The 21478-nt window shown below is 44.8% G+C and carries 20 protein-coding genes; 14 read left to right on the top strand and 6 right to left on the bottom strand.

What is annotated here, in order from left to right; all coding sequences use genetic code 11:
• Window positions 1–122 precede the first annotated feature (122 nt).
• The 7 genes from E2R65_RS08370 to E2R65_RS08340 all read left to right on the top strand — a co-directional run bounded on the left by E2R65_RS08370 (window position 123) and on the right by E2R65_RS08340 (window position 5707).
• Window positions 123–332 (top strand): hypothetical protein, encoded by a 210-nt coding sequence (locus E2R65_RS08370; RefSeq protein WP_134336047.1) that lies wholly within the window; start codon window positions 123–125, stop codon window positions 330–332.
• Between the two features lie 29 nt (window positions 333–361).
• On the top strand, window positions 362–772 hold the full coding sequence (locus E2R65_RS08365) for a VOC family protein (protein WP_134336046.1): 411 nt from the start codon (window positions 362–364) through the stop codon (window positions 770–772).
• A 15-nt stretch (window positions 773–787) separates the two neighbouring features.
• Window positions 788–1168 (top strand): DoxX family protein, encoded by a 381-nt coding sequence (locus tag E2R65_RS08360; RefSeq protein WP_134336045.1) that lies wholly within the window; start codon window positions 788–790, stop codon window positions 1166–1168.
• A gap of 3 nt (window positions 1169–1171) precedes the next feature.
• Complete coding sequence (locus E2R65_RS08355; RefSeq protein WP_134336044.1) at window positions 1172–1714, top strand: SRPBCC family protein; 543 nt, start codon at window positions 1172–1174, stop codon at window positions 1712–1714.
• A gap of 22 nt (window positions 1715–1736) precedes the next feature.
• Window positions 1737–2117, top strand: a complete 381-nt coding sequence (locus tag E2R65_RS08350; RefSeq protein WP_134336043.1) for a DoxX family protein — start codon at window positions 1737–1739, stop codon at window positions 2115–2117.
• A 60-nt stretch (window positions 2118–2177) separates the two neighbouring features.
• The gene (locus E2R65_RS08345) at window positions 2178–2615 is read left to right on the top strand and encodes a hypothetical protein (protein ID WP_134336042.1); all 438 of its coding nucleotides are present in this window, start codon (window positions 2178–2180) and stop codon (window positions 2613–2615) included.
• A gap of 191 nt (window positions 2616–2806) precedes the next feature.
• The gene (locus tag E2R65_RS08340; protein ID WP_134336041.1) at window positions 2807–5707 is read left to right on the top strand and encodes a DEAD/DEAH box helicase; all 2901 of its coding nucleotides are present in this window, start codon (window positions 2807–2809) and stop codon (window positions 5705–5707) included.
• A gap of 196 nt (window positions 5708–5903) precedes the next feature.
• On the opposite strand, the gene E2R65_RS08335 is transcribed toward E2R65_RS08340, so the two are convergent.
• Window positions 5904–7124, bottom strand: coding sequence for a PQQ-dependent sugar dehydrogenase (locus tag E2R65_RS08335; protein WP_134336040.1), 1221 nt, complete (start codon window positions 7122–7124; stop codon window positions 5904–5906).
• A 264-nt stretch (window positions 7125–7388) separates the two neighbouring features.
• On the opposite strand from E2R65_RS08335, the gene E2R65_RS08330 reads away from it, so the two are divergent.
• The 4 genes from E2R65_RS08330 to E2R65_RS08315 all read left to right on the top strand — a co-directional run bounded on the left by E2R65_RS08330 (window position 7389) and on the right by E2R65_RS08315 (window position 11699).
• A complete protein-coding gene (locus E2R65_RS08330) occupies window positions 7389–8228 on the top strand; it encodes a dienelactone hydrolase family protein (RefSeq protein ID WP_134336039.1) in 840 nt (279 codons plus the stop codon).
• Between the two features lie 53 nt (window positions 8229–8281).
• On the top strand, window positions 8282–9256 hold the full coding sequence (locus E2R65_RS08325) for a lysylphosphatidylglycerol synthase domain-containing protein (protein ID WP_134336038.1): 975 nt from the start codon (window positions 8282–8284) through the stop codon (window positions 9254–9256).
• A complete protein-coding gene (locus E2R65_RS08320) occupies window positions 9240–10370 on the top strand; it encodes a glycosyltransferase family 2 protein (protein WP_134336037.1) in 1131 nt (376 codons plus the stop codon). The genes E2R65_RS08325 and E2R65_RS08320 overlap by 17 nt, the downstream gene beginning before the upstream one ends.
• Window positions 10371–10460: 90 nt before the next feature.
• Window positions 10461–11699: a PP2C family protein-serine/threonine phosphatase gene (locus E2R65_RS08315; RefSeq protein WP_134336036.1), complete on the top strand. Its 1239-nt coding sequence runs from the start codon at window positions 10461–10463 to the stop codon at window positions 11697–11699.
• Window positions 11700–11777: 78 nt separating this feature from the next.
• Here the strand turns inward: E2R65_RS08315 and radA are convergent, their stop codons facing one another.
• Window positions 11778–13238: a DNA repair protein RadA gene (gene radA, locus E2R65_RS08310; protein WP_134336035.1), complete on the bottom strand. Its 1461-nt coding sequence runs from the start codon at window positions 13236–13238 to the stop codon at window positions 11778–11780.
• Between the two features lie 141 nt (window positions 13239–13379).
• Between radA and E2R65_RS08305 the strand changes: the two genes are divergently transcribed.
• Window positions 13380–14471: a carbohydrate-binding family 9-like protein gene (locus E2R65_RS08305; protein ID WP_134336034.1), complete on the top strand. Its 1092-nt coding sequence runs from the start codon at window positions 13380–13382 to the stop codon at window positions 14469–14471.
• A 72-nt stretch (window positions 14472–14543) separates the two neighbouring features.
• Here E2R65_RS08305 and E2R65_RS08300 read toward each other — a convergent pair whose 3' ends face one another.
• The 3 genes from E2R65_RS08300 to E2R65_RS08290 form a co-directional block, all read right to left on the bottom strand.
• A complete protein-coding gene (locus E2R65_RS08300) occupies window positions 14544–16094 on the bottom strand; it encodes an Rne/Rng family ribonuclease (protein WP_134336033.1) in 1551 nt (516 codons plus the stop codon).
• A 230-nt stretch (window positions 16095–16324) separates the two neighbouring features.
• Window positions 16325–17176, bottom strand: coding sequence for a tetratricopeptide repeat protein (locus E2R65_RS08295; RefSeq protein WP_134336032.1), 852 nt, complete (start codon window positions 17174–17176; stop codon window positions 16325–16327).
• 9 nt (window positions 17177–17185) lie between these two features.
• The gene (locus tag E2R65_RS08290) at window positions 17186–17488 is read right to left on the bottom strand and encodes an HU family DNA-binding protein (RefSeq protein ID WP_134336031.1); all 303 of its coding nucleotides are present in this window, start codon (window positions 17486–17488) and stop codon (window positions 17186–17188) included.
• Between the two features lie 174 nt (window positions 17489–17662).
• Between E2R65_RS08290 and mutY the strand changes: the two genes are divergently transcribed.
• Window positions 17663–18706, top strand: coding sequence for an A/G-specific adenine glycosylase (gene mutY / locus E2R65_RS08285; protein WP_134336030.1), 1044 nt, complete (start codon window positions 17663–17665; stop codon window positions 18704–18706).
• Between the two features lie 23 nt (window positions 18707–18729).
• Entirely contained in the window at window positions 18730–19152 is a 423-nt protein-coding gene (locus E2R65_RS08280; protein ID WP_134336029.1) for a single-stranded DNA-binding protein, read from the top strand.
• 75 nt (window positions 19153–19227) lie between these two features.
• Here E2R65_RS08280 and E2R65_RS08275 read toward each other — a convergent pair whose 3' ends face one another.
• Complete coding sequence (locus E2R65_RS08275; protein WP_373867790.1) at window positions 19228–21414, bottom strand: S9 family peptidase; 2187 nt, start codon at window positions 21412–21414, stop codon at window positions 19228–19230.
• Window positions 21415–21478 lie beyond the last annotated feature (64 nt).

Here is a 21478-nt window from a genome sequence, read left to right as displayed (position 1 = left end):
TTTAATCTTATCAAATCAGCTGCTAATACCGTCGCAATTAACCCTGTAGATTGTCGTGATCACACCCTTTTAAATTGATAAAAGCGATGCAAATTTGTATGTATCAAATTAGCCTATTTATAATGATAGAAGTTTTTAAAACTAATGTGGCTACAAAGGGGAAAGGCCGTATGCTGATCAAAAAGCTTTTAAATCACTTCCCGGCCAGCAAAATAAACTTCGACCTGGAAGATTGCGACAAGATACTGCGGGTAGAAGGCCATGATTTTTGCCCGCACTGTATTGTAGAATTGCTTAAATTAAACGGGCATTACTGCGAGATATTAACCTGACCAATTATAAACCTTAAAAATGAAACGCGATGTCGAAAATTTGTGCATACATCAACTTTAAAAACAACAAATGCAGCGAGGCGATGGCCTTTTACCAAAGCATACTTGGCGGCCGGCTAAACCTGATGCCGGTAAAAGATTCACCGATGAAGGCTAACTTTCCGGAAGAGGCACAGCAGGGTATGCTGCATGCCGACCTTACCGGGAGCGATTTTAGCATATTGGGTACCGATATGCCCAACCCAAATATAGAGGCGGTTGCAGGTATCGTATCGTTAACCTTAACCTGCGCTGATAAATCGGAGGTGCAGGATAAATTTACCAAACTGGCCGAAGGCGGCAGGGTAGTGCATGAGGTGATGACCTTTTTTGCCGGAACCATGGGCAATGTAATCGATCAATACGGTATAGGCTGGGGCATATTTACCGACGAGAAATAATACACCTTATTTATCATGTCATCAAAAACGATTAAAATCATTTATTGGATCCTTACCGCATTATTTGTTTTAGCGATGCTGCCGGATGGGGTAGCCGGTATAATGCGCGAAAACACCGGGCAGGAAGTGATGCACCATTTGGGCTACCCTATTTATATTATGGTAATAACGGGATGCTTTAAAGTTTTAGGCGCTATTGCTATTGCCCAAAACAAATTTAAAACCGTTAAAGAATGGGCCTTCGCGGGCTTCTTCATTAACTTTGTGGGGGCATTTGCATCCAGGGCTTTTGTTGGGGATGGTGTTGGCCTTTTAATGATCCCGCTGATAGTACTTGCAATAATGTTTATATTGTACTACTTCTGGAAACGTTACGAAGCTATTAAAAACCTGTAACCCATGGATACATTAACAACCATAGCAGGCATTTTTGCCGGTATTATTGTAATTGTGTTATTATTGGCTGCCATAGCGCCCAAAGCTTACGCCATACAGCGCAGCATCATTATTAATAAGCCCCGACGGCAGGTGTTTGATTATGTAAAATACCTGCGCAATCAGGATCATTACAGCAAGTGGGTAATGATGGACCCCAATAAACGGATGGCCTACACCGGTACAGATGGTACCGAAGGCTATAACGCCGCCTGGGATAGTGATATGAAACAGGCGGGCAAAGGCAACCAAACTATCGAAAAAATTGTAGATGGCGAAAGGGTAGATATAAGGGTGGTATTTATAAAACCGTTTGCAGGCGTAGCCGATACCTACATTGCTACGCAATCGGTTACAGAAAATACAACAAGCGTAAAATGGGCCTTTGCCAGTAAAATGCCCTTCCCGATGAATGCCATGCTGCTTTTTGTAAATATGGAAAAAATGCTGGGCAGGGATCTGGAAGAAAGTATGAACAACCTGAAACAGGTATTAGAAAAGCAATAATAAACCTTAAACTCTAAATAATATGAAAATTGCAATGATCGTTGTACGTACGCTGATGGGGCTGTTGCTGCTGTTTGCGTCGGTTGTGTTTCTTTTTAAAATTCAGATGGGTAAAATGCCCGAAATGAGTGAAGCCACTAAAACCTATAATGAAGGGCTTGCCATTGTTAACTTAATGTTTTATGTAAAAATTATTGAATTGATTTGCGGGCTGGCATTGGTTACAGGCAGGTTTGTAACGCTGGCTGTAGTGGTGATATTCCCAATTCTTATCAACATCGTTTTGTTTCATGCCATAACCAGCCCGGCACAGCTTGGCGCGGGTGCATTTCTTTTAGCTGGCGATCTGTTCCTGGCGTATTATTACCGCGCAAGATACGCGCCCCTGTTTTTGGCTAAGTAAAATAACAGCATAAGCAAGCCCTGCTAATTTAATTTAGCGGGGCTTTTGTTAAATTAGCACATGCAAAAACTGGCATTTTTTATTGTGTTCCTGTCGATGATCAGCCTTGCTGATAAAAAGCCTGCTTACCATCATCACGAGGAAATACCCGCCCTGTTTAAAGGGAACTTTGTAGACGATTACGGCATTCGGTACACGGTTAACGATACGCTGTTTATGCAGCTGCCCCGCACCAGGTACCACATCATTAAATGGAATGTTAAAGACCAGTACATTGTTGCCCGCAATGATGCCCAAAACCCCGGAGAGGGCGGCCTGTACACCCGGATAGACTACATGCAGTTTAGCAACATGGACCCCTGGAAATGGGGCTTTTGCCTTAGCGTTTACGATGCTAAAACCGACCAGATTGCCGAAGCCACCGCCAAAGCCGACCGGCAGAATCCCCGGAAAGGATGCAACGGCTTCCCTTTTTCGCGGATGAAGCGAAAGGAGTAGAGGTTACGATTGAGCTATTGCCAGGGCAGATTTGTTTTAGTCTGTTATGGTAGCTTGTCGAATAATTAGCCGCTTACATAGCTGTTAACAAATATTTACAGCTAAAAATTTTTAGTTGCTGTAAATTCTGTTTACGTTTGAATTTTTTCTGATCGTAGCTTTTATTAATTTTTTACCTCTTTGAAGAATTAATGCTACGCGTAGACAGTACCAAGCCCTGCCAGATCATTTATGCCATTGCACGGCACGATTTCCTGTCGTACGTTATCGAACCGCATGTTGTTCAGTTAAACCCCAACGGCGAGTTTTCTTTTACCCACCAGCGCTTGTTTTCGAACACAGCCGAAGAATTTACCGATTGTATTGATGATATCGACCGTAAACTCATTAAAATTTTAGAGGATATTGAGCAGGGTAACATTATTAAAAAGTTTTATAAGAAGCCCATCCGCCCGTTTGAATTTTTTGCCAAGATTTTTAACGACCAGCTTTTTGATACGATCCGCCCCAAAATAGAGAAGAAACTGGTGGAGGCGCTGGCCCTTTTGGGCAGCAATAACAAGCAAATGTACCAGATGAGCAAGGAGGGTTACCCCGCCGGGCGAAAGGTACACATAGCAGACGAAGCCGCGACGGTGCTATTCCATTTCAGGCGTAATGAAGAGGAGATCCGTTATTTCCCTACCATTAAATACCAGGGCATGCGCATCGAGTTTATGTTTAAGGATGCCGAGGTGATCTGTAACCACCCTGCCTGGATGCTGCTGGGCGATACGCTGTATTATTTTGATAAAGAGATAGAGGGGAAAAAACTGCAGCCATTCCTTAACAAGCGATTTATTTCTATTCCCAAATCATCAGAGCAGTCTTACTTCGAAAAGTTTGTTGCCCCACTCATAGAAAAACATAACGTTTACGCCGAAGGCTTTACCATCAATACCGAAAAATATGATGCCACGGCATTTATTAAACCTATTTATGTAGAAGGCGGCACCTCGCAGCTGCAGCTATATTTTAAGTATGCAGGCTATGTTTTCCCTTACGGGGATGGCCGTACAATTTCTGTACGGATGGAGAAAACCGGTAACGATTACCTTTTTCACCGGATCAAACGCTCGGTAGCCTGGGAAAAAGGGAAACTTGCTGTATTGGAAGCGATGGGGTTAAAAACAGCTTCCTCGCTGTTTCAGAACCTGGAGGTTGCATCGCAAGAGGAAGAAGGCGACCGGTCTTTCCCGGTTTTTGAATGGCTAAACCAGCATCATGACGAACTGATAGAAAAGGGCTTTGAGATCGATCAGCCCGACGGGCAAAAACGTTATGTTTTTGGCAACACTAAGATAGACCTGGAGATAAGCGAAAATAACGACTGGTTTGATATTAACGCCGTTGTTTACTTTGGCCCCTACCGCATTCCGTTCATTCAGCTTAAAAACCATATTCTTAATCATAAAAAAGAGTTTGTACTGCCATCGGGCGAGATAGCCGTTATACCGCAAAGCTGGTTTTCGCAATACGGTAATTTGCTGCATTTTAGCGAGGGCGGCGACCAGCTAAAGCTGCGCAAACATCATTTGGGGTTGGTAAGCGATTTGCATGGCGGCGAGATGGCCGAGGTTGCCATGAACCGTAAGTTGCAAAAGCTGACCGATTTTGAAGAGACCGAAGATGTGCCCATGCCGGTAAATTTTGAAGGCAGCCTGCGCCCCTATCAAAAGGCCGGTTACAACTGGTTCCATTTTTTAAAGGAATACCACTTTGGGGGTTGCCTGGCCGATGATATGGGCCTGGGTAAAACCATCCAAACCCTTGCCCTGCTGCAAAAACATAAAGAAGATACCGAGGGTGCCGGCAGCAAAGCCACTTCGCTGGTAATAATGCCCACCTCGCTCATTTATAACTGGCTTAACGAGGCTAAAAAGTTTGCACCGCAATTGCGGCTGATGGTACATACCGGGGCGTTCCGCTATAAATCAGCAGAGGTGTTTGCCAATTATGATGTGGTAATCACTACCTACGGTATCAGCCGGATAGATATTGAAATGTTTAAGGCTTATTATTTTGATTATGTGATATTGGATGAAAGCCAGAACATCAAAAACCCTTCGTCAAAATCATTCCAGTCGGTACGGCAGTTAAAATCAAAGTTTAAATTGATATTGAGCGGTACGCCGGTAGAAAATTCGGTAAATGATTTGTGGACGCAGATGTCATTCATCAACCCCGGTTTATTAGGCGCGCAGCAATTCTTTCAGAATGAATTTGTGACCCCTATCGAGAAGAAGAAGGATGAGGATAAGGCCCGCAAGCTGCAAGCCATTATAAAGCCCTTTGTGCTGCGCCGCACCAAAGAGCAGGTAGCAACCGAGCTGCCGCCAAAAACTGAAAACCTGTTCTATTGCCAGATGAGCGAAGAACAGGCAGAAGTGTATGACAAGGTGAAATCAGAATACCGGAATGAATTGCTGCGCAGTATTGAAGATGGCACCTATGCTAAAACCCAGATCCAGGTACTGCAGGGGCTGATAAAATTGCGCCAGATAGCCAACCACCCCGCCATGATTGATGCCGAGTATGAAGGCGACAGCGGCAAGTTCGAAAATGTGGTACACACCCTGGCCAGCGTGCTGGATGGTGGCCACAAGGTGCTTATTTTTTCGCAGTTTGTAAAACAGCTTACCATTTACCGCGAGCATTTTGATAAAGAAGGTATCCCTTATGTTTACCTGGATGGCAGTACCCAAAACCGGGGCGATGTGGTTAAAAAATTCCAGGAAGATGCCAAAACACGGGTGTTTTTGATCTCGATAAAGGCTGGTGGGGTAGGCCTTAACCTTACCCAGGCCGATTACGTTTTCATCCTCGACCCCTGGTGGAACCCGGCGGTTGAGCAGCAGGCGATCGATCGCACGCACCGCATCGGCCAAACCAAAAATGTATTTATCTACAAGTTCATCACTAAAGATACCGTAGAAGAAAAGATATTAGCCCTGCAGCAGCGTAAACTAAGCGTTGCCCGCGCCCTTATCACCACCGAAGAAAGCTTTATCAAATCGCTTTCGGCAGATGATATTAAGGAGATATTGGGGTAAATGATATAAATGCTCTCGCTTGGGAGGGTTAGGGAGGGGTTTATACGCGAGGCCAACCCGTACCTGCCAGTTCACATCCCTGCGCATCCCTCCGAGGGAGGGGTATAAAATTAAATTTCCGGTTTCGGTGTCCACGCCGAAATTATACGAGCCATAAAAAAGGCTGATTTTTACATCAGCCTTCATCATATTTAAATTATTTCTTCGCTATCCTGTATAGTTTTCCGCTATCGGTCATGCCGTAAAGGGCGCCGTCTTTACCTGTTACAACTGCCCGCCAGCGTTCGTTTTTATCTTTTAACAAGCGCTCTTCGCCTGTAACCTTATTGGCTTTGATCACTAAGCGGGCTATGTGCTGGCCGCTTAGGCCGGCAACAAACAGGTTGTTTTTCCATTCGGTTATATTGCCTGTATAAAAAGTGATGTTTCCGGGCGATATGGTAGGGTCCCAGTAATAAACCGGTTGTGTTACGCCTTCTTTTTGCTGAATGCCTTCGCCAACTTTCTCGCCGCTGTATTCAATGCCGTAGGTAACTACCGGCCAGCCGTAATTTTTACCCTGCCGGATAATGTTGATCTCATCGCCGCCGCGCGGGCCAAATTCAGCTTCCCATAATTCGCCGGTTACGGGGTTCCAGGCCAGGCCGTCGGGGTTGCGTAGGCCATAGGCGTAAATCTCTGGCAGGGCGTTGGGTTTGCCGGCAAAAGGGCCGCCTGCAACAGCTTTACCTGCTTTGGTGATATGGATGATCTTGCCTATCCCGGCGCTTAGGTCCTGCGCTTTCATGCGGATATCTACGCCGCTTCTTTCGCCGGTGCTTACAAAAAGGTTCCCCTGCTTATCAAACACAATACGGCAGCCATATTGTAAAGTGCCTTTATATGGCGGGTTAGCCCTATAGATCACTTCCACATTTTCCAACTTGCTGTCGTCTGCAGATAACCTGGCTTTGGCAATAGCCAGTAACGAACCGTCGGCAGGCGGCTCGGAATAGCCCCAATAGATCATGCGGTTTTTGGCAAAGGCAGGGTCGATGGTTACATCAAGCAAGCCGCCCTGCCCGCGGGCCAGCACTGCGGGCAACCCGGCTATTTGCTTATCAAAACTGCCATTTGCTTTGAGGATGCGCATGGTGGCGCCCTTTTCGGTAATTAAAAAGCGGCCGTCGGGTAGTACGTGGATACCCCAAGGGTTTTTAAGCTCGCTGTTGATAACGGTTGCGGTGTAGGGTGTTTTTGTTTTTATACCCCCAATACGGGTTTGCCCGCGAAAGGCCGGTTTATAATTAGTGTTGGCGCTTTGTGTTTCTACAGGTGCAAGGGTGGTATCGCGTTTGGCATTAACAGCCTTTGCATGGCCGTTTATTGCGCTAAAAAGGCCTAAAGCAATCAGCAAATGTTTATTATAGGTTATCATAACAGATGTTTGGTTTAACAGGATTACGCAAGCGCCTGTTAGCAGGCTTGCGGTAATGCAAGGTATAAATTAGTTTTGCTATGTGGCGGGTTAAGTTAAAAAACACCCATTAATTGCGTTTAATGTGGCAGTATCGGCATGCCGTATCAGGGTCTTAAAGGATAAGCATTACTAACAACATGATGATCAGCATACCATAAGCAATGCCGCCTTAAAAACAATTTTAGCTGCAAATTGTATAGAACTAATTAAACCTTTCATCCCATGAAAAAACTTTTTCTTTTAACGCTTTTGATGATCAGCGCAGGCTACACCTTTGCGCAAAAAATGGCCTGTTGCAAACCGTCGGCTACACAACAATTTGCCATGCTGGCATCTGATAAAAAATTTCGTGCTTCACATAAGGATCCGGTAAAGTTTCATTTCCAGAGCGCCATCGGCAAAACCATTACCTATCATACAACAGATGGTAAAACAGCTAATGCCTACCTGCTAAAAGCAAAAACAGCAACTAATAATTATTTGCTGGTGATACATGAATGGTATGGCCTGAATGACTTTGTAAAACGCGAAGCCGAAAAAATGTACAATGATATAGGCAATGTAAATGTAATAGCCCTTGACCTTTACGACGGTAAAGTTGCCGACAATAGCCAGGATGCCGGCAAGTATATGCAAGCCGTAACTGATGCACGGGCAAAGGCCATTATAAAAGGGGCTATTGGTTACGCAGGTTCTAAAGCAAAAGTTGCTACTATTGGCTGGTGCTTTGGCGGTGGCTGGAGCCTGCAGGCAACCCTGCTGGCAAATAAACAGGCGGTTGGATGTGTGATGTATTATGGCATGCCCGAGCAGGATGTTGCTAAACTAAAAATGCTTAATTGCGCCGTACTGGGTAATTTTGCCAATAAAGACCAATGGATAAACACCAAAGTGGTTACTAAATTTGCTGCCGATATGAAAGCTGCCGGTAAAACGTTATACCTGCACCAGTATGATGCCGACCATGGTTTTGCAAACCCAAGCAACCCGGTTTATGATACCAACGCCAGTAAAGAAGCCTACGGCTATACGTTAACATTTTTAAAAACGCGGTTAAAGTAAAATTAATGTAAAGGGGCAAGCCTGCTTTTTGTAACATTGCACAAAATTTTAAATTGACAGCCGCCGCTAAAAAGATCTTCTCGTACCTTATAAAAGCAGCCATACTTGTTTTAGCTTTCCTGTTTATTTATAATAAATTTTTAGGAAAGAATGATGACCTGGCGCGCTTTGAAAAACTTATCTCGGTTATCAGCCGCGGGCAGGTTATTTACACGCTGTCGGCAGTTGTGCTGCTAATGGTTGCCAACTGGTTTTTAGAAAGTTTAAAATGGCAGTACCTGGCAAAAAAGTTAACCCGCGTATCGGTTTGGGAAGCGGTTGAGGCTGTTTTTTGCGGATTAACCTGGGCCATATTTACCCCCAACCGGATAGGCGAGTATGGTGGCCGCGTTATGTTTTTACCGCCGCGAAAACGCATCCACGGTGTATTTGCCATGGCCGTAGGCGCGTTTGCCCAAAACGTAATTACCAACCTGGTGGGCATACTGGCCTCGCTATGGTTTTTATATTACTTTTTAAATTTAAGTATCTGGTTATACCTGGGCATCGCCGTTTTATCGCTGGCTTTTTTAACACTGTTCCTGGTGTTTTATTTCCATATCAAATGGCTGGTAAGCTGGCTTGATAAAGTATCGTTCCTCAAAAAATATCATCGCTTTTTTGATATTATGGGGCGGTATAACCGCCACGAACTGCTGGTGGTGATCGGTTACAGCCTGGCCCGTTTCTTTGTATTTTCGTTCCAGTATTATCTTGTAATCCATTTGCTGCTGCCCGCCCTGCCGTTTTTTGGTATGATCATCACCGTGTTTGTGTTTATCTTTATCCAGTCGGCCCTGCCATCGTTAGATCTGCTGGATGTTGGCGTACGCAGTTATACGGCAACTCATTTATTTTTATTTATTACCAACCAGCAAATAGCTATTATTGCAGCGGTATCATCCATCTGGCTGATCAACCTGATTATCCCTGCCATCATAGGGTCGGTATTTGTTTTAAAATTGAAATTCTTTGACCGCACTGCATAGTATCATTTCTTTACTGCTAACAGGTTTATACCTGCTGGTAGTTGCCTGGCTAATAAAGGGCTGGGCGGCATTAAAGCGCCCTAACACCGGCGCGGCCGGTTTAACCACTAAAGTAACCATCCTGATAGCCGCACGTGACGAGGCCGAGCGCATCCACCTCACCATCAATGATATTATTGCGCAGGACTATCCCCGCCACCTTACCGAAATAATTATTGTGGACGACCACTCTACGGATGGCACGGCCGAAATAATTAGCAGCTATGCTGCGCATGGCGTAAAACTGTTACAGCTTAACGAGGATAAACCGTTAAACTCCTATAAAAAGAAAGCTATTTCAGAGGCTATCGGCCTGTCAACCGGCGAACTGATGGTTTGTACCGATGCCGATTGCCGCATGGGCACAGAATGGCTGTCATCCATTGTGGGGTACTACGAAACGCACCAGCCCGTAATGATCTCGTCGCCGGTTTCTTATTTTGAAGAAACCACTTTATTTGAGCGCCTGCAAACGCTGGAGTTTTCTTACCTAATCGGTATCGGCGCCGCATTTATAGGCAATGGCCGCGCATCAACCTGTAACGGGGCAAATTTTGCTTACCGTAAAGATGTATTTTACGAAGTGGGCGGTTTTAAGGGGATTGACGACCTGGCATCGGGCGATGACGAATTGCTGCTGCAAAAAGTAGCCGAAATTTATCCCGCCCGGATAGGCTTTTTTAAAAACCGCGACGCCGTTGTGTACACCCATGCCAAGCATACCCTGCAGGAATTTTTGCAGCAGCGGCGCAGGTGGGCATCCAAATCAACCCGGTATAAAGACAAAACTGTGGTAGCCCTGGCCGTTTGCATCTGGCTGTTTAACCTGTCGTTATTGGTTAATGCGGGGCTTGGCTTTTATAGTATTTTTTATTTTAAACTTTTCCTGGTTCAGTTTCTGCTAAAGTATCTGATAGAGGTAGCCTTTTTATTACCTATTACCGCCTTTTTTAAACGTACCAGTTTGGTGGGGTTGCTTATTATCCTGGCGCCCATACATATTATTTACTTTGTATATGTAGGGCTTATTGGCAACACCCGTAAATACGCCTGGAAAGGGCGGGTGGTTAGGTAGCGAAGTGTGGTTTTCCGGTCAGGCTAAAAAAAACATGGCTAAATCCTTAAAAAAAGGAATATTTAGTTATTTTAGGCTGCCTATACAACAATGCAAAACAACAACGATAGTTCTGGCGAGGATGAATTGATCAGGTTACTGCTAAAGCGGCAGTCCGAATTGAATTCGCTGTTGGAAGTTACCCGGGCAATCAATAAAAATACCCCAACCCCAACCCTGATACAAATGCTGGAGGTGATCCTGAAAAATTACCTGCAGATAGGCATGTTCCGTTTTTTGATAGAAAAAAGCGGGGCGTATAGTTGTATCTCTAAATATGGCGGTAATATAGAATCGCCCACAACGCTTAACCAAACCTGGGTACATCTTAATAAAATAAAAGCACCCGCCCCTTTAATAGGACATAGTAATGCTGTTTTAAGTAAATACAACTACTTTATCCCTATTTATCATAAAAACAAAGCACTGGCCTTTGCACTGATCGGCGATTTTAACACGTCGGGCGATATGCTCAACAACGACCTTAATTTTATTCAAACGCTCATCAATGTTATTGTGGTTGCGCTGGAGAATAAAAAGCTGTTTCGCGAACGCCTGCAGGCCGAGCGTTTTCAGCGCGAAATGGAGCTGGCTGTTGAGGTACAAAATATGCTGGTGCCCATGCGCGAGTATAAAGAGGATGGGATTGAAGTAGGCGCTAAATATTTACCGCACCAGGATATTGGCGGCGATTATTTTGATTTCTTCCGGCTGAACGAAACGGAATTTTTATGGTGTGTGGCCGATGTATCCGGCAAGGGAATTTCTGCGGCGCTGCTGATGGCGAATTTTCAGGCCAGCCTGCACGGCCTGGTTGCTATTGAAGATGAACTGACAAGCGTAGTAGAACGGCTTAATAAGATCATGATCAGGAACACCAAGGGCGAGCGTTTTATAACCCTGTTTTTGGCTAAATACAACGAGAAGACCCGTAAGCTTAACTACATTAACGCCGGCCATAACCCTACGATATTATATGCTGATGGTGAAGCCATCCCGCTAAAGCTGGGTACTACCATGATAGGTGCGTTTGAGGAGTTACCCTTCCTGAACGAAGGCGAGATTGACCTGGAGCCCGGCAGCCTTTTATTTAATTATACGGATGGGCTGATGGACCATGAATTGCAGAATGTTAAAAGCTGGGGCGAAGAAAAGCTGCTTGAGTTTGTAATTAACAACGGTGAACTTACCCCCGATGAATTTAATGCAACCCTGATGAATTATATTAACCAGGTGATAAAAGGCAAGCCGATTGATGATATTACATTGCTAACGATAAAAATATCTTAGATCCTCTCTCTGATATCCTTTATAGAGAGTGCTTTAAATACATGCTTTTCCTTCTCATTTGAAGAAGGCCGGCACCCTCTACCCAAACAATAATCCAAAAACCTCTTCTATCCGGCCTACAGGTTTTACATCAATCGTGTAACGAGAAAGGTCGAGGCGTTTTTTGTCCTTAGCAGCCGAGGGCATATTGTATTTGGAGATAAAAATTTGCTCGAAGCCCAGCTTTTGCGCCTCGGCAATGCGCTGTTCTACCCGGTTAACGGCCCGGATCTCGCCGGATAAGCCGATCTCGCCGGCAAAGCAGGTTTTGGCAGGTATGGGGATATCCTGATGCGAGGAGATGATGGCCGCTGCCAAACCCAGATCAATTGCCGGGTCTTCTACACGGATGCCCCCCGTAATATTCAAAAAAACATCCTGGTTGCCCAGGCGAAAACCGCAGCGTTTTTCTAACACGGCCAGCAGCATGCTCATACGCTTGGTATCAAAGCCCGTAGCGGTGCGCTGGGGCGTGCCGTAGGCTGATGTGCTTACCAGCGCCTGGGTTTCTATCAGCATCGGCCTCATGCCCTCTAAAGTGGCCGATATGGTGATGCCGCTTAAGGGTTCGTCCCGCTGAGATAACAAGATCTCTGACGGGTTAGACACCTCGCGCAGGCCCTCGCCCAGCATTTCATAGATCCCCAACTCAGATGATGAACCAAAACGGTTTTTAATAGTACGTAATATGCGGTACACATGGTGCCTGTCGCCCTCAAACTGCAAAACGGTATCCACCATGTGCTCCAGTATCTTCGGCCCGGCTATCATCCCATCTTTAGTAATATGGCCGATTAAAAATACCGGGGTAGAGGTTTCTTTGGCAAAGCGCAGCAATTCGGCCGTGCATTCGCGCACCTGTGATACGCTGCCCGGTGTTGATTCTACATGCGATGAATGCAGCGTCTGGATAGAATCTATCACCAAAACATCAGGCTGTAACTCTTCTATCTGCTTAAATATATTTTGAGTGGATGTTTCCGTAAGGATGAAACAAGCTCCAGCCCCCCGGCCCCCTGAAGGGGGAGTAAGGCTACCAGTCGCGTCAAAAGCTCCCCCTTCAGGGGGGTGGGGGGCTAACCGCTCCGCCCGCATCTTTATCTGGTGATCGCTTTCCTCGCCCGATACATAAAGCACTTTTACATTGGGCATGTTCAAAGCCAGTTGCAGCATCAGGGTTGATTTGCCTATGCCCGGCTCGCCGCCTATCAGCACTAAAGACCCGGCAACAATACCGCCGCCTAAAACGCGGTTAAACTCTTTATCGGGTGTAAGCAGGCGGTGTTCTTCTTTAAACGTGATATCGGCTACCTCTACCGGTTTGTTCGCCCGTTGCGATGATGCCGGGCTGGCCTTCCAGTTGGGGACAGATGCGCTCGATTTTTCTAAAATTTCTTCTACAAAAGTGTTCCACTGCTGGCAGCTTGGGCACTTGCCCAGCCACTTGGCCGATTCGAAGCCACAGCTTTGACAGAAATAAGCGATCTTGGTTTTAGCCATGTTGTTAATGTGCAGATATGCGCATGTGCAAATATGCAGATTATTATTTAATGTACTAATTTATTTAGCAATTGCTGTTTGGTTAAAAATGCTTTTACACATGTTATTAGGGATTTAAAGCAATTAAATTATATTTATCAGATGTTTACTAAAAGGATTTTACTACTCGGTACCCTGTTATTAATTGGCCGGCAGGTTAAGGCCCAAAGCGCTTTTAGCGCCATGCCTCATTTATTTATCACCCCTAAAAACTATGTGGTTACTTATACCAAACAGGCCCCCAAAATTAACGGCCACATCAACGACCCGGTATGGCAGCAAGCCGCATGGACGGATAAGTTTATAGATATTGAAGGCGACCTGAAGCCAGCCCCGAATTTAAACACGCAAATGAAAATGCTTTGGGGCGATAGCTGCCTTTTTATTGCCGTTAAAATGGAAGAACCGCACCTTTGGGCCAACCTGACCAGGCACGACGCCGTTATTTTTAACGACAACGATTTTGAAATATTTATAGACCCGGACGGGGACGGCCGCGATTATTTTGAGATAGAGGTAAACCAGTTGAACAAGATCTTCGACCTGTTTATGCCCAAGCCATATAGAGACAGGGGGGATGCCCTCATCAGTTGGGATACTCCGGGCATGCAATCGGCGGTGCAGCTGCAGGGTACATTAAATAACCCTGCAGACAAGGATACCGGATGGACCGTGGAGTTTAAGATCCCGTTCAGTTCTGTTAAAATGGGCTTTGCTGCGGGTGCGCCTAAAGAGGGCGACCTGTGGCGCGTAAACTTCTCTCGCGTGGAGTGGGATACAGCAATTAAAAACGGTAAATATGTTAAACTGAAGGATGCCGCCGGCAAAAAACTGCCCGAGCGTAACTGGGTATGGTCTGCCCCCGGCATTATTAATATGCACGCGCCCGAGCGCTGGGGGTATTTGCAGTTTACCAAAAGCACTACTGCTGATAAGGCAACGTTTACCATGCCGTATGCCGACTTGCAAAAACAATACTTGTGGCTGGTGTACTATAAACAGCGGGAGTACCGGGCAACACATCAGGCTTATGCCAACAATCTGCCTGATTTGGGGATCGATGCCGCTAACTATACGATCAACAGTAAAGAGAATACATTAACCGTTGAAGGTACAAAAAACCAGTTTATTGCTACCATTACAGATGGCGGTGGTAAAACATGGTCGGTTGATAATAGCGGGGCGCTTAGGTAAATAGCAAATAAAAAGAGCAGGTGCTTATCATGCATCTGCTCTTTTTTACGTTTGCATTTTAAATGCAAACATTTACAACTTTATTTCTTCGTCTTTAGCCGAGAAGAATTTAAACTCGGTGATCTGGTAAGCAGGGTTGCTTTTTATCCGGATCCACTGGTTGTATTTAAAGTACCATTTCATCTGGCGGGTGTATAATCCCTTTTTGATGTACGCCTCTATGTAGGGGTGTACACAAAGTGTAATGTTTTTCTCGTTTTGCTCTTCCAGTATGTAATTGAAATTGTTTTCAATATCATCTATCAGTAAAACGGTTGGCCTGATGCTACCGGTACCGCCACAAGCAGGGCAAACCTCGCTGGTCACAATATTCATTTCGGGCCTTACCCGCTGGCGGGTAATTTGTATCAGGCCAAATTTGCTTGGCGGCAAAATAGTATGCTTTGCCCTGTCATCAGCCATTTGTGCTTTAAGGTAATCAAAAAGCTCTTTACGGTTGGTAGGCTTGTGCATGTCAATAAAATCCACCACCACTATACCACCCATATCGCGCAAGCGCAACTGGCGGGCAATTTCTTTGGCAGCTTCTTTATTAACCTGGTAAGCGTTCTCTTCCTGGTTCTCTTTATTGGCAGTACGGTTACCGCTGTTTACGTCAATAACGTGCAGGGCTTCGGTATGCTCAATAACCAGATAGGCGCCACCGGCAAGGTTTACTGTTTTGCCGAAGGTTGACTTTATCTGCTTATCAACACCGTGGTGCTCAAAAAGCGGCTCCTTGTGCTTATGCAACCTTACAATACCTTCCAGGTCCGGAGAGATCTCGTGGATATAAGACCGCACCTCTTCATACATACTTTGTTCGTTCACATAAATATGCTGAAAATCCGGGTTCAGGATATCCCTTAAAATGGTTGATGTACGGCCAATCTCCCCCAAAACCTTTTTAGAGGGTTCGGTACCGTGCAATTTGGTCACAAAGGTTTCCCATTTGGATATCAGGTCCAGCAGGTCTTTCTGCAATTCCTGCACCCCCTTACCCTCAGATACGGTGCGGATGATCACACCAAAATGCTTCGGCTTAATACTTTCAACCACCTTACGCAGGCGGGTACGTTCTGTATTGCTCTTGATCTTTTTTGAGATGGATATCACCTCAGAAAAAGGCACAAGTACAACATACCGGCCCGCTATTGACAGGTCGGAACTTAAGCGGGGGCCTTTTGTAGAAATTGGCTCCTTGGCTATCTGTACCGGTATAAGCGCGCCTTTTAATAAAACATCAGAGATTTTGCCCCCTTTGTTTATATCAGCTTCGGGCTTAAAATTATCTAAAAGCTTCGATTGATATCCACCGCTACGTACTTGTTTGGTAAGCTTTAACAGGCTTTGTACCTGGGGCCCCAAATCAAGGTAATGCAAAAAGGCATCTTTCTCATAACCAACGTCCACAAAAGCGGCATTCAGGCTCGGCATAATTTTTTTAATGCGGCCCAAATAAATATCGCCAACAGTATAATTGTTAGTGATCTGCTCTTTATGGAGTTCTACAAGCTGTCTGTCCTGTAATAATGCAATAGTAGCCCCGTTGGGGGATGAATCGATAATTAATTCTTTTATCAACTGCTACTCCATTTCTTAAAACGGCGCAAAATTGCACCGCAAGTTAATAGGTGGGTAATAAAACTCACATAAAAACCCCGGTAAAAACCGGGGTAATAAACTACTTAAAGCAGCTTATTTTTTCTTATGTCTGTTTTTTCTTAAACGTTTTTTACGTTTGTGGGTAGCCATTTTATGTCTTTTACGTTTTTTACCGCTTGGCATAGTAATAATTTTTAAATGTGATTAATTTATTTTTTTAATTCCTTTATATACTCATCAATGCGCTGCCCGGCAACCGGGTCGTTCATTAATTCTTTGCATTTTTCATAAGCCGCAATAGCTTCCTGTTTTTTGCCCAGTTGTTTGTAGCTTTCTGCTAAATAAAAATTAGCTTCTATCTCTTCCTTCTGTGCAAGTAACGTTTTAAATCTGTCAACCGCCTTTTCATACTGGCCGCTCTTAATGGCAAACATACCCAGGTTAAGCAGCGCATCATGGTTTTTAGGGTCCTGCTTTACTACATCAAGCAAAAGGGCTATTCCCTGCATGGGCATAGCACCGCCGTTTACATAGGCAACACCTAAACCTGTTTTAGCCTCAAGGTTGGCGGGCTGCAGTTTGGTAGCATGGTTAAATGCCTCAACGGCATTGGCAACATATGTACCTTGTGCAGCAGTATCCTGTGCTATTTTATAAGCCGCGTTAAAACGGTTACCTGCATCCAGCCAATCTGCCATGCTGTTGCTTTTGCGGGCAACCTCAAGGTAATAAAATGCTGCAGGTGCCGGCTGGGTAACGCTATCCCATGCTTTGGCTAATTGCTTTTGCAGAGTAACTTTATCTGCCTGGCCGGCGGTTTTAAGTTTTTCCTCAAGCCCGGTTATTTCTTTAGCTATAGACATATCGATGCTGGGTTTAGCCAGTGCCGATACCGATGCTGCGTTTATATTAGCGTTTGGTTTTAATGCCGAAGCTGTTGCCGCAGCAGCTGTGCCGCGTGTTGCTTCTTTAGGTTTAACCAAACCCTTAACCGGTAAAGAATACAAATAGCCCATAACAGCAATAACTGCTACACCTATAACTATTTGTTTCTTCCTCATGCCTTATTATTATTTAGCTGCTTTAGCAGTTTTGTTGCCTGTACGTACTTTTTCTACAAAAGTTTTAGCCGGTTTAAAGCTTGGTACAAAATGCTCTGGGATAATAATGGCAGTATTTTTTGAAATGTTACGCGCTGTTTTTTTCGCTCTCTTTTTAACTACAAAGCTACCGAAACCTCTTACATAAACGTTTTCGCCACCAACCATAGAGGTTTTAACTACCTTAAAAAACGCCTCAACAGTTTCCTGTACATCAACTTTCTCTATTCCTGTTTTAGATGAGATTTCAGCTATAATTTCTGCCTTGGTCATATCTTGTTTTCTTTTATTTAAATGTATAAATACTTAACTGTTTTGGGGTTGCAAAAGTATCGCTTTAAAATTAAAGATTAAAATAAATAGCAGATTTTTTTTCGGGCGGGGCCAAACAGGCATTTTTGGCGCTTAATTATGATACTCAGATGATAAGATGTTACTTTGTATCAAATGAATTTCTCTGCAGAACTGATTAACTGGTATAACGATAACAAGCGCGACCTGCCCTGGCGAAAAACTACAGATGCCTATGTAATATGGCTATCTGAAATTATATTGCAGCAAACGCGGGTAGAGCAGGGTATGCCTTATTTTTATCGCTTTGCCGAAAAGTACCCTACCGTAACGGCCTTTGCAGCAGCGGCCGAGGATGAAATATTAAGGTTATGGCAGGGCCTGGGCTATTACTCTCGCGGGCGCAATATGTTAAAAACGGCCAGGCTGGTTGTTGAAAAATATGATGGAACATTCCCTGTAAAATATACCGATCTGATACAGCTTACCGGTATTGGCGAATATACGGCTGCTGCAATTTCTTCGTTCTCGGCAAACGAAGCCCGTGCCGTTGTAGATGGAAACGTTTACCGGGTACTGGCCAGGTATTTTGGAATTGATGAACCTATAAATTCGCCAAAGGGCAAAAAAATGTTTCAGCAAATTGCCGACGATATGCTTGACCGCCACCGCCCGGCAACCCATAACCAGGCTATGATGGAATTTGGTGCAATGCTTTGCAAACCTAAAAATCCTGCCTGCGGTATATGCCCTGTAAGAACCGGTTGTGTTGCCTTTAAAACAAACGCAACAACCCATTTACCGGTAAAATTAAAGACGGTTAAAGTACGGAAACGCTATTTTAACTATATGTTAATATCCGACGGAGAAAAGGTATTGATGAATAAGCGTGGCGATGGTGATATTTGGGCCAATATGTACGATTTGCCGTTAATTGAAACAAGTGAACTGATAGAGCCTGTGGAGTTATTGCAGATGCCGGAGATGAAAATATTTGGCAAAAACATTACTTTAAAGGATAATACCGCTGTAATTAAGCACGTACTTACGCATCAGCATATATTTATGAGGTTTTTGGTTTTAAAAGATTTACCCGAAAAGCTGCAGCAGAACTGGTTTTTTACCGGTATTGATGATCTGAAAAACTTAGCTATGCCGCAGCGCGTTTTTATATTTATAAAATATTTTTTTAATTTCTAAATAATTCTCCGTTAATTTATGGCATGTCTGGAATTAATAAAGTAATACTGGTTGGGCATTTAGGAAAGGACCCTGAAGTACGCCATTTAGAAGGAGGGGTTGCGGTGGCAAGCTTCCCTCTGGCAACATCTGAAACGTTTAATAAGGATGGCCGCAAGGTTGAGCAAACCGAGTGGCACAATATTGTTATGTGGCGTGGCCTGGCAGATGTAGCCGCAAAATTTTTACAAAAAGGCAAGCTGGTTTATATTGAAGGCAAGCTGCGCACCCGTTCTTTTGAAGATAAGGAAGGAATCAAAAAATATACTACCGAGGTAGTTGCCGAAAATTTTACCATGCTGGGTCGCAAAACCGATTTTGAGAATGATAATGCACCCAAACAGGCATTAAAAACATCAGATACCGATGGCTACCGCAACAACGATGCAGATGACCTTCCATTTTAACCAATTATAAACCTAAAATGTAAAGCCCCGCATATTGTGCAGGGCTTTGTTATTTAATAAGCTATGTAATCGCCTTTACCTGGCGCCCGGGGGGCAATGTTGTTTTAGGTAATTGGTATAAAGTGTGTGCAGATGCGCAACCGTGCCCGGCCCTTCAGATATGCCGTGCGTGCGGTTGGGGTAAGCCATCATCTGGAATTGCTTGTTATTTTTCACCAGTTCGTTGATCAGTTCCTCGGCGTTTTTGTAGTGTACGTTATCATCGCCTGTACCATGTATATACAGCAGGTTGCCTTTTAAATTCTTAGCATAAGTTATAGGCGAGCCTTTGATGAACGGCGCCCGGCCCTCATCATTAGTGGGTACGCCCATATAACGTTCCTGGTAAATATTGTCATAAGTCAGCTGGTCGCCCACGGCGGCTACGGCAATGCCGGTTTTATAGATCTCCGGATACTGAAACATCAGGTTAAGCGTTGACGAACCACCACCGCTCCAGCCCCATACGGCTACGCGGGATGAATCTACATAAGGCCACTTTAAAATCTCTTTTGCGGCCATTGCCTGGTCGCGGATGTTAAGGATGCCAATATTTTTATAGATCGATTTACGCCATCCGGCCCCTTTAGGTGCCGGTGCGCCGCGGTTCTCTACCGAGATGTAGATGTAACCATCATCGGCCATGTTGCCGTTGTACATAAAGTTCATACCTGCGCCATAAGTATCTGTTACGGTTTGTGAAGCGGGTTCGCCGTAAACATAAAATACAACGGGGTATTTTTTTGACGGATCAAAATTGGTTGGTTTTTTCATCCAGCCGTCAATTTCGATGCCATCAACTGTTTTAACCTTAAAAAACTCGGTTTTGTTAACAGCGTTTGCATTCAATTTAATGCTGTCGCCGCTTAGGTGCTGATGGGTTGGCAGGCTAACCAGTTCGTTTTGCGGCAGTGTGTAGGCATTAGAGAAGCTATGCAGGGCCAGTTTGCCATTTGGGGATATATCATAATCATGGCTGCCGGCCTGGCTTGCAGGGCTTAAACGTTCGGCGTTGCCGCCGTTGATTTTTATACGATACAGGTAATTTTGTGTAGCGTTTGCAGGCGATGCGCTATAATAAATATAACCGCCCGGTTCGTCTATCAGATCTATGCCGGTAATATCATAATTACCTTTGGTGATCAGTGTTTCTTTGCCGTCGCGGGTAATTTTGTAAATATGCCTCCATCCGTCTTTTTCGCTCACCCATAAAAAGTCCTTGCCTTTGTTCAGCCATTCCCAGCCAACCGGGTTGCCGTTATTCCAGCGGGATTTGCCGTCTATCCATGCCTTATCGTTTTCCTGGTGAATGATGCGGGTTGTTGCATTTGAAATGTTACCGATAAATATTTTACTTTCGGTTTGTGCGCGGTTCAGCTGCTCCAGGATGATCTCGTTAGGGTTTTTGGTCCACTCCATCCGGGTAATATAATGCTGTATGGCATCGCCGGGGATATTCATCCATTTGTTGGCCGCAGTATTTACATCCACTACACCTATACGCGCCATGCTGGGGTCTTCGCCTGCAACAGGGTATTCCACAGGTACGGTAAAGGAGTAGGTAGAATCCGTAGTGTTCAGCATCAGGTAATTTTTGATCTTGCCGGCATCTATCTGCCAATAAGCAATATTCCTGCTATCCGGCGACCAGCGAAACCCGTCGCGGCAATCAAACTCTTCCTCATAAGCCCAGTCAAACGTGCCGTTGATCAATTTTTTGGTGCCATCGGTAGTTAGTTGTTTAATACTGCCATCGGCCAGGGTCTCCACATAAATATTGTGGCCGCTTACATAGCCCACCTTACTGCCATCCGGCGAAAATTTGGCAAACATAAGGGATGATGCAGGCAGGTTGCCGCCCAGTTTAGCCAGCTTTTTAGCGGTGAGGTCATACACCCAGTAATCGCCGCGGGTATCATAACGCCAAACCTTTTTAGTGTTGTTGTTGATCAGTACCTTTTGCCCGTCATCAGATAAGGTAAACCTGCGGATAGCGATAGGCGCTTTACCCTCCGGCGTTAGCATTTGTTTGGTTATCCAGGTGGTTTGTTTGCCGGCGTCGCGGGCATCCACCAACAATATTTCTCCGCTTTTTATTTTGTAGTACTGGTTGCCGTCTTTGGTCCAGTTGGTGCGGCCCTGGGCGGTGGCAATACCTTGCCAAAGCAATGGCATGGCAAGCATCAGCAATAATAAGCCTGTGCGGCAGATCTTTAAATTCATGTTGTTGCTATTGATTAGGATATAATTTTTAAATAAATAATGCTGCTGTAAATTTTGCGTTAAA

The organism is Mucilaginibacter phyllosphaerae, from assembly GCF_004378255.1.
Classification (GTDB): domain Bacteria; phylum Bacteroidota; class Bacteroidia; order Sphingobacteriales; family Sphingobacteriaceae; genus Mucilaginibacter; species Mucilaginibacter phyllosphaerae.
Note: the sequence above shows the minus strand (reverse complement) of the source record. Positions and strands in the feature narration are given on the sequence as shown.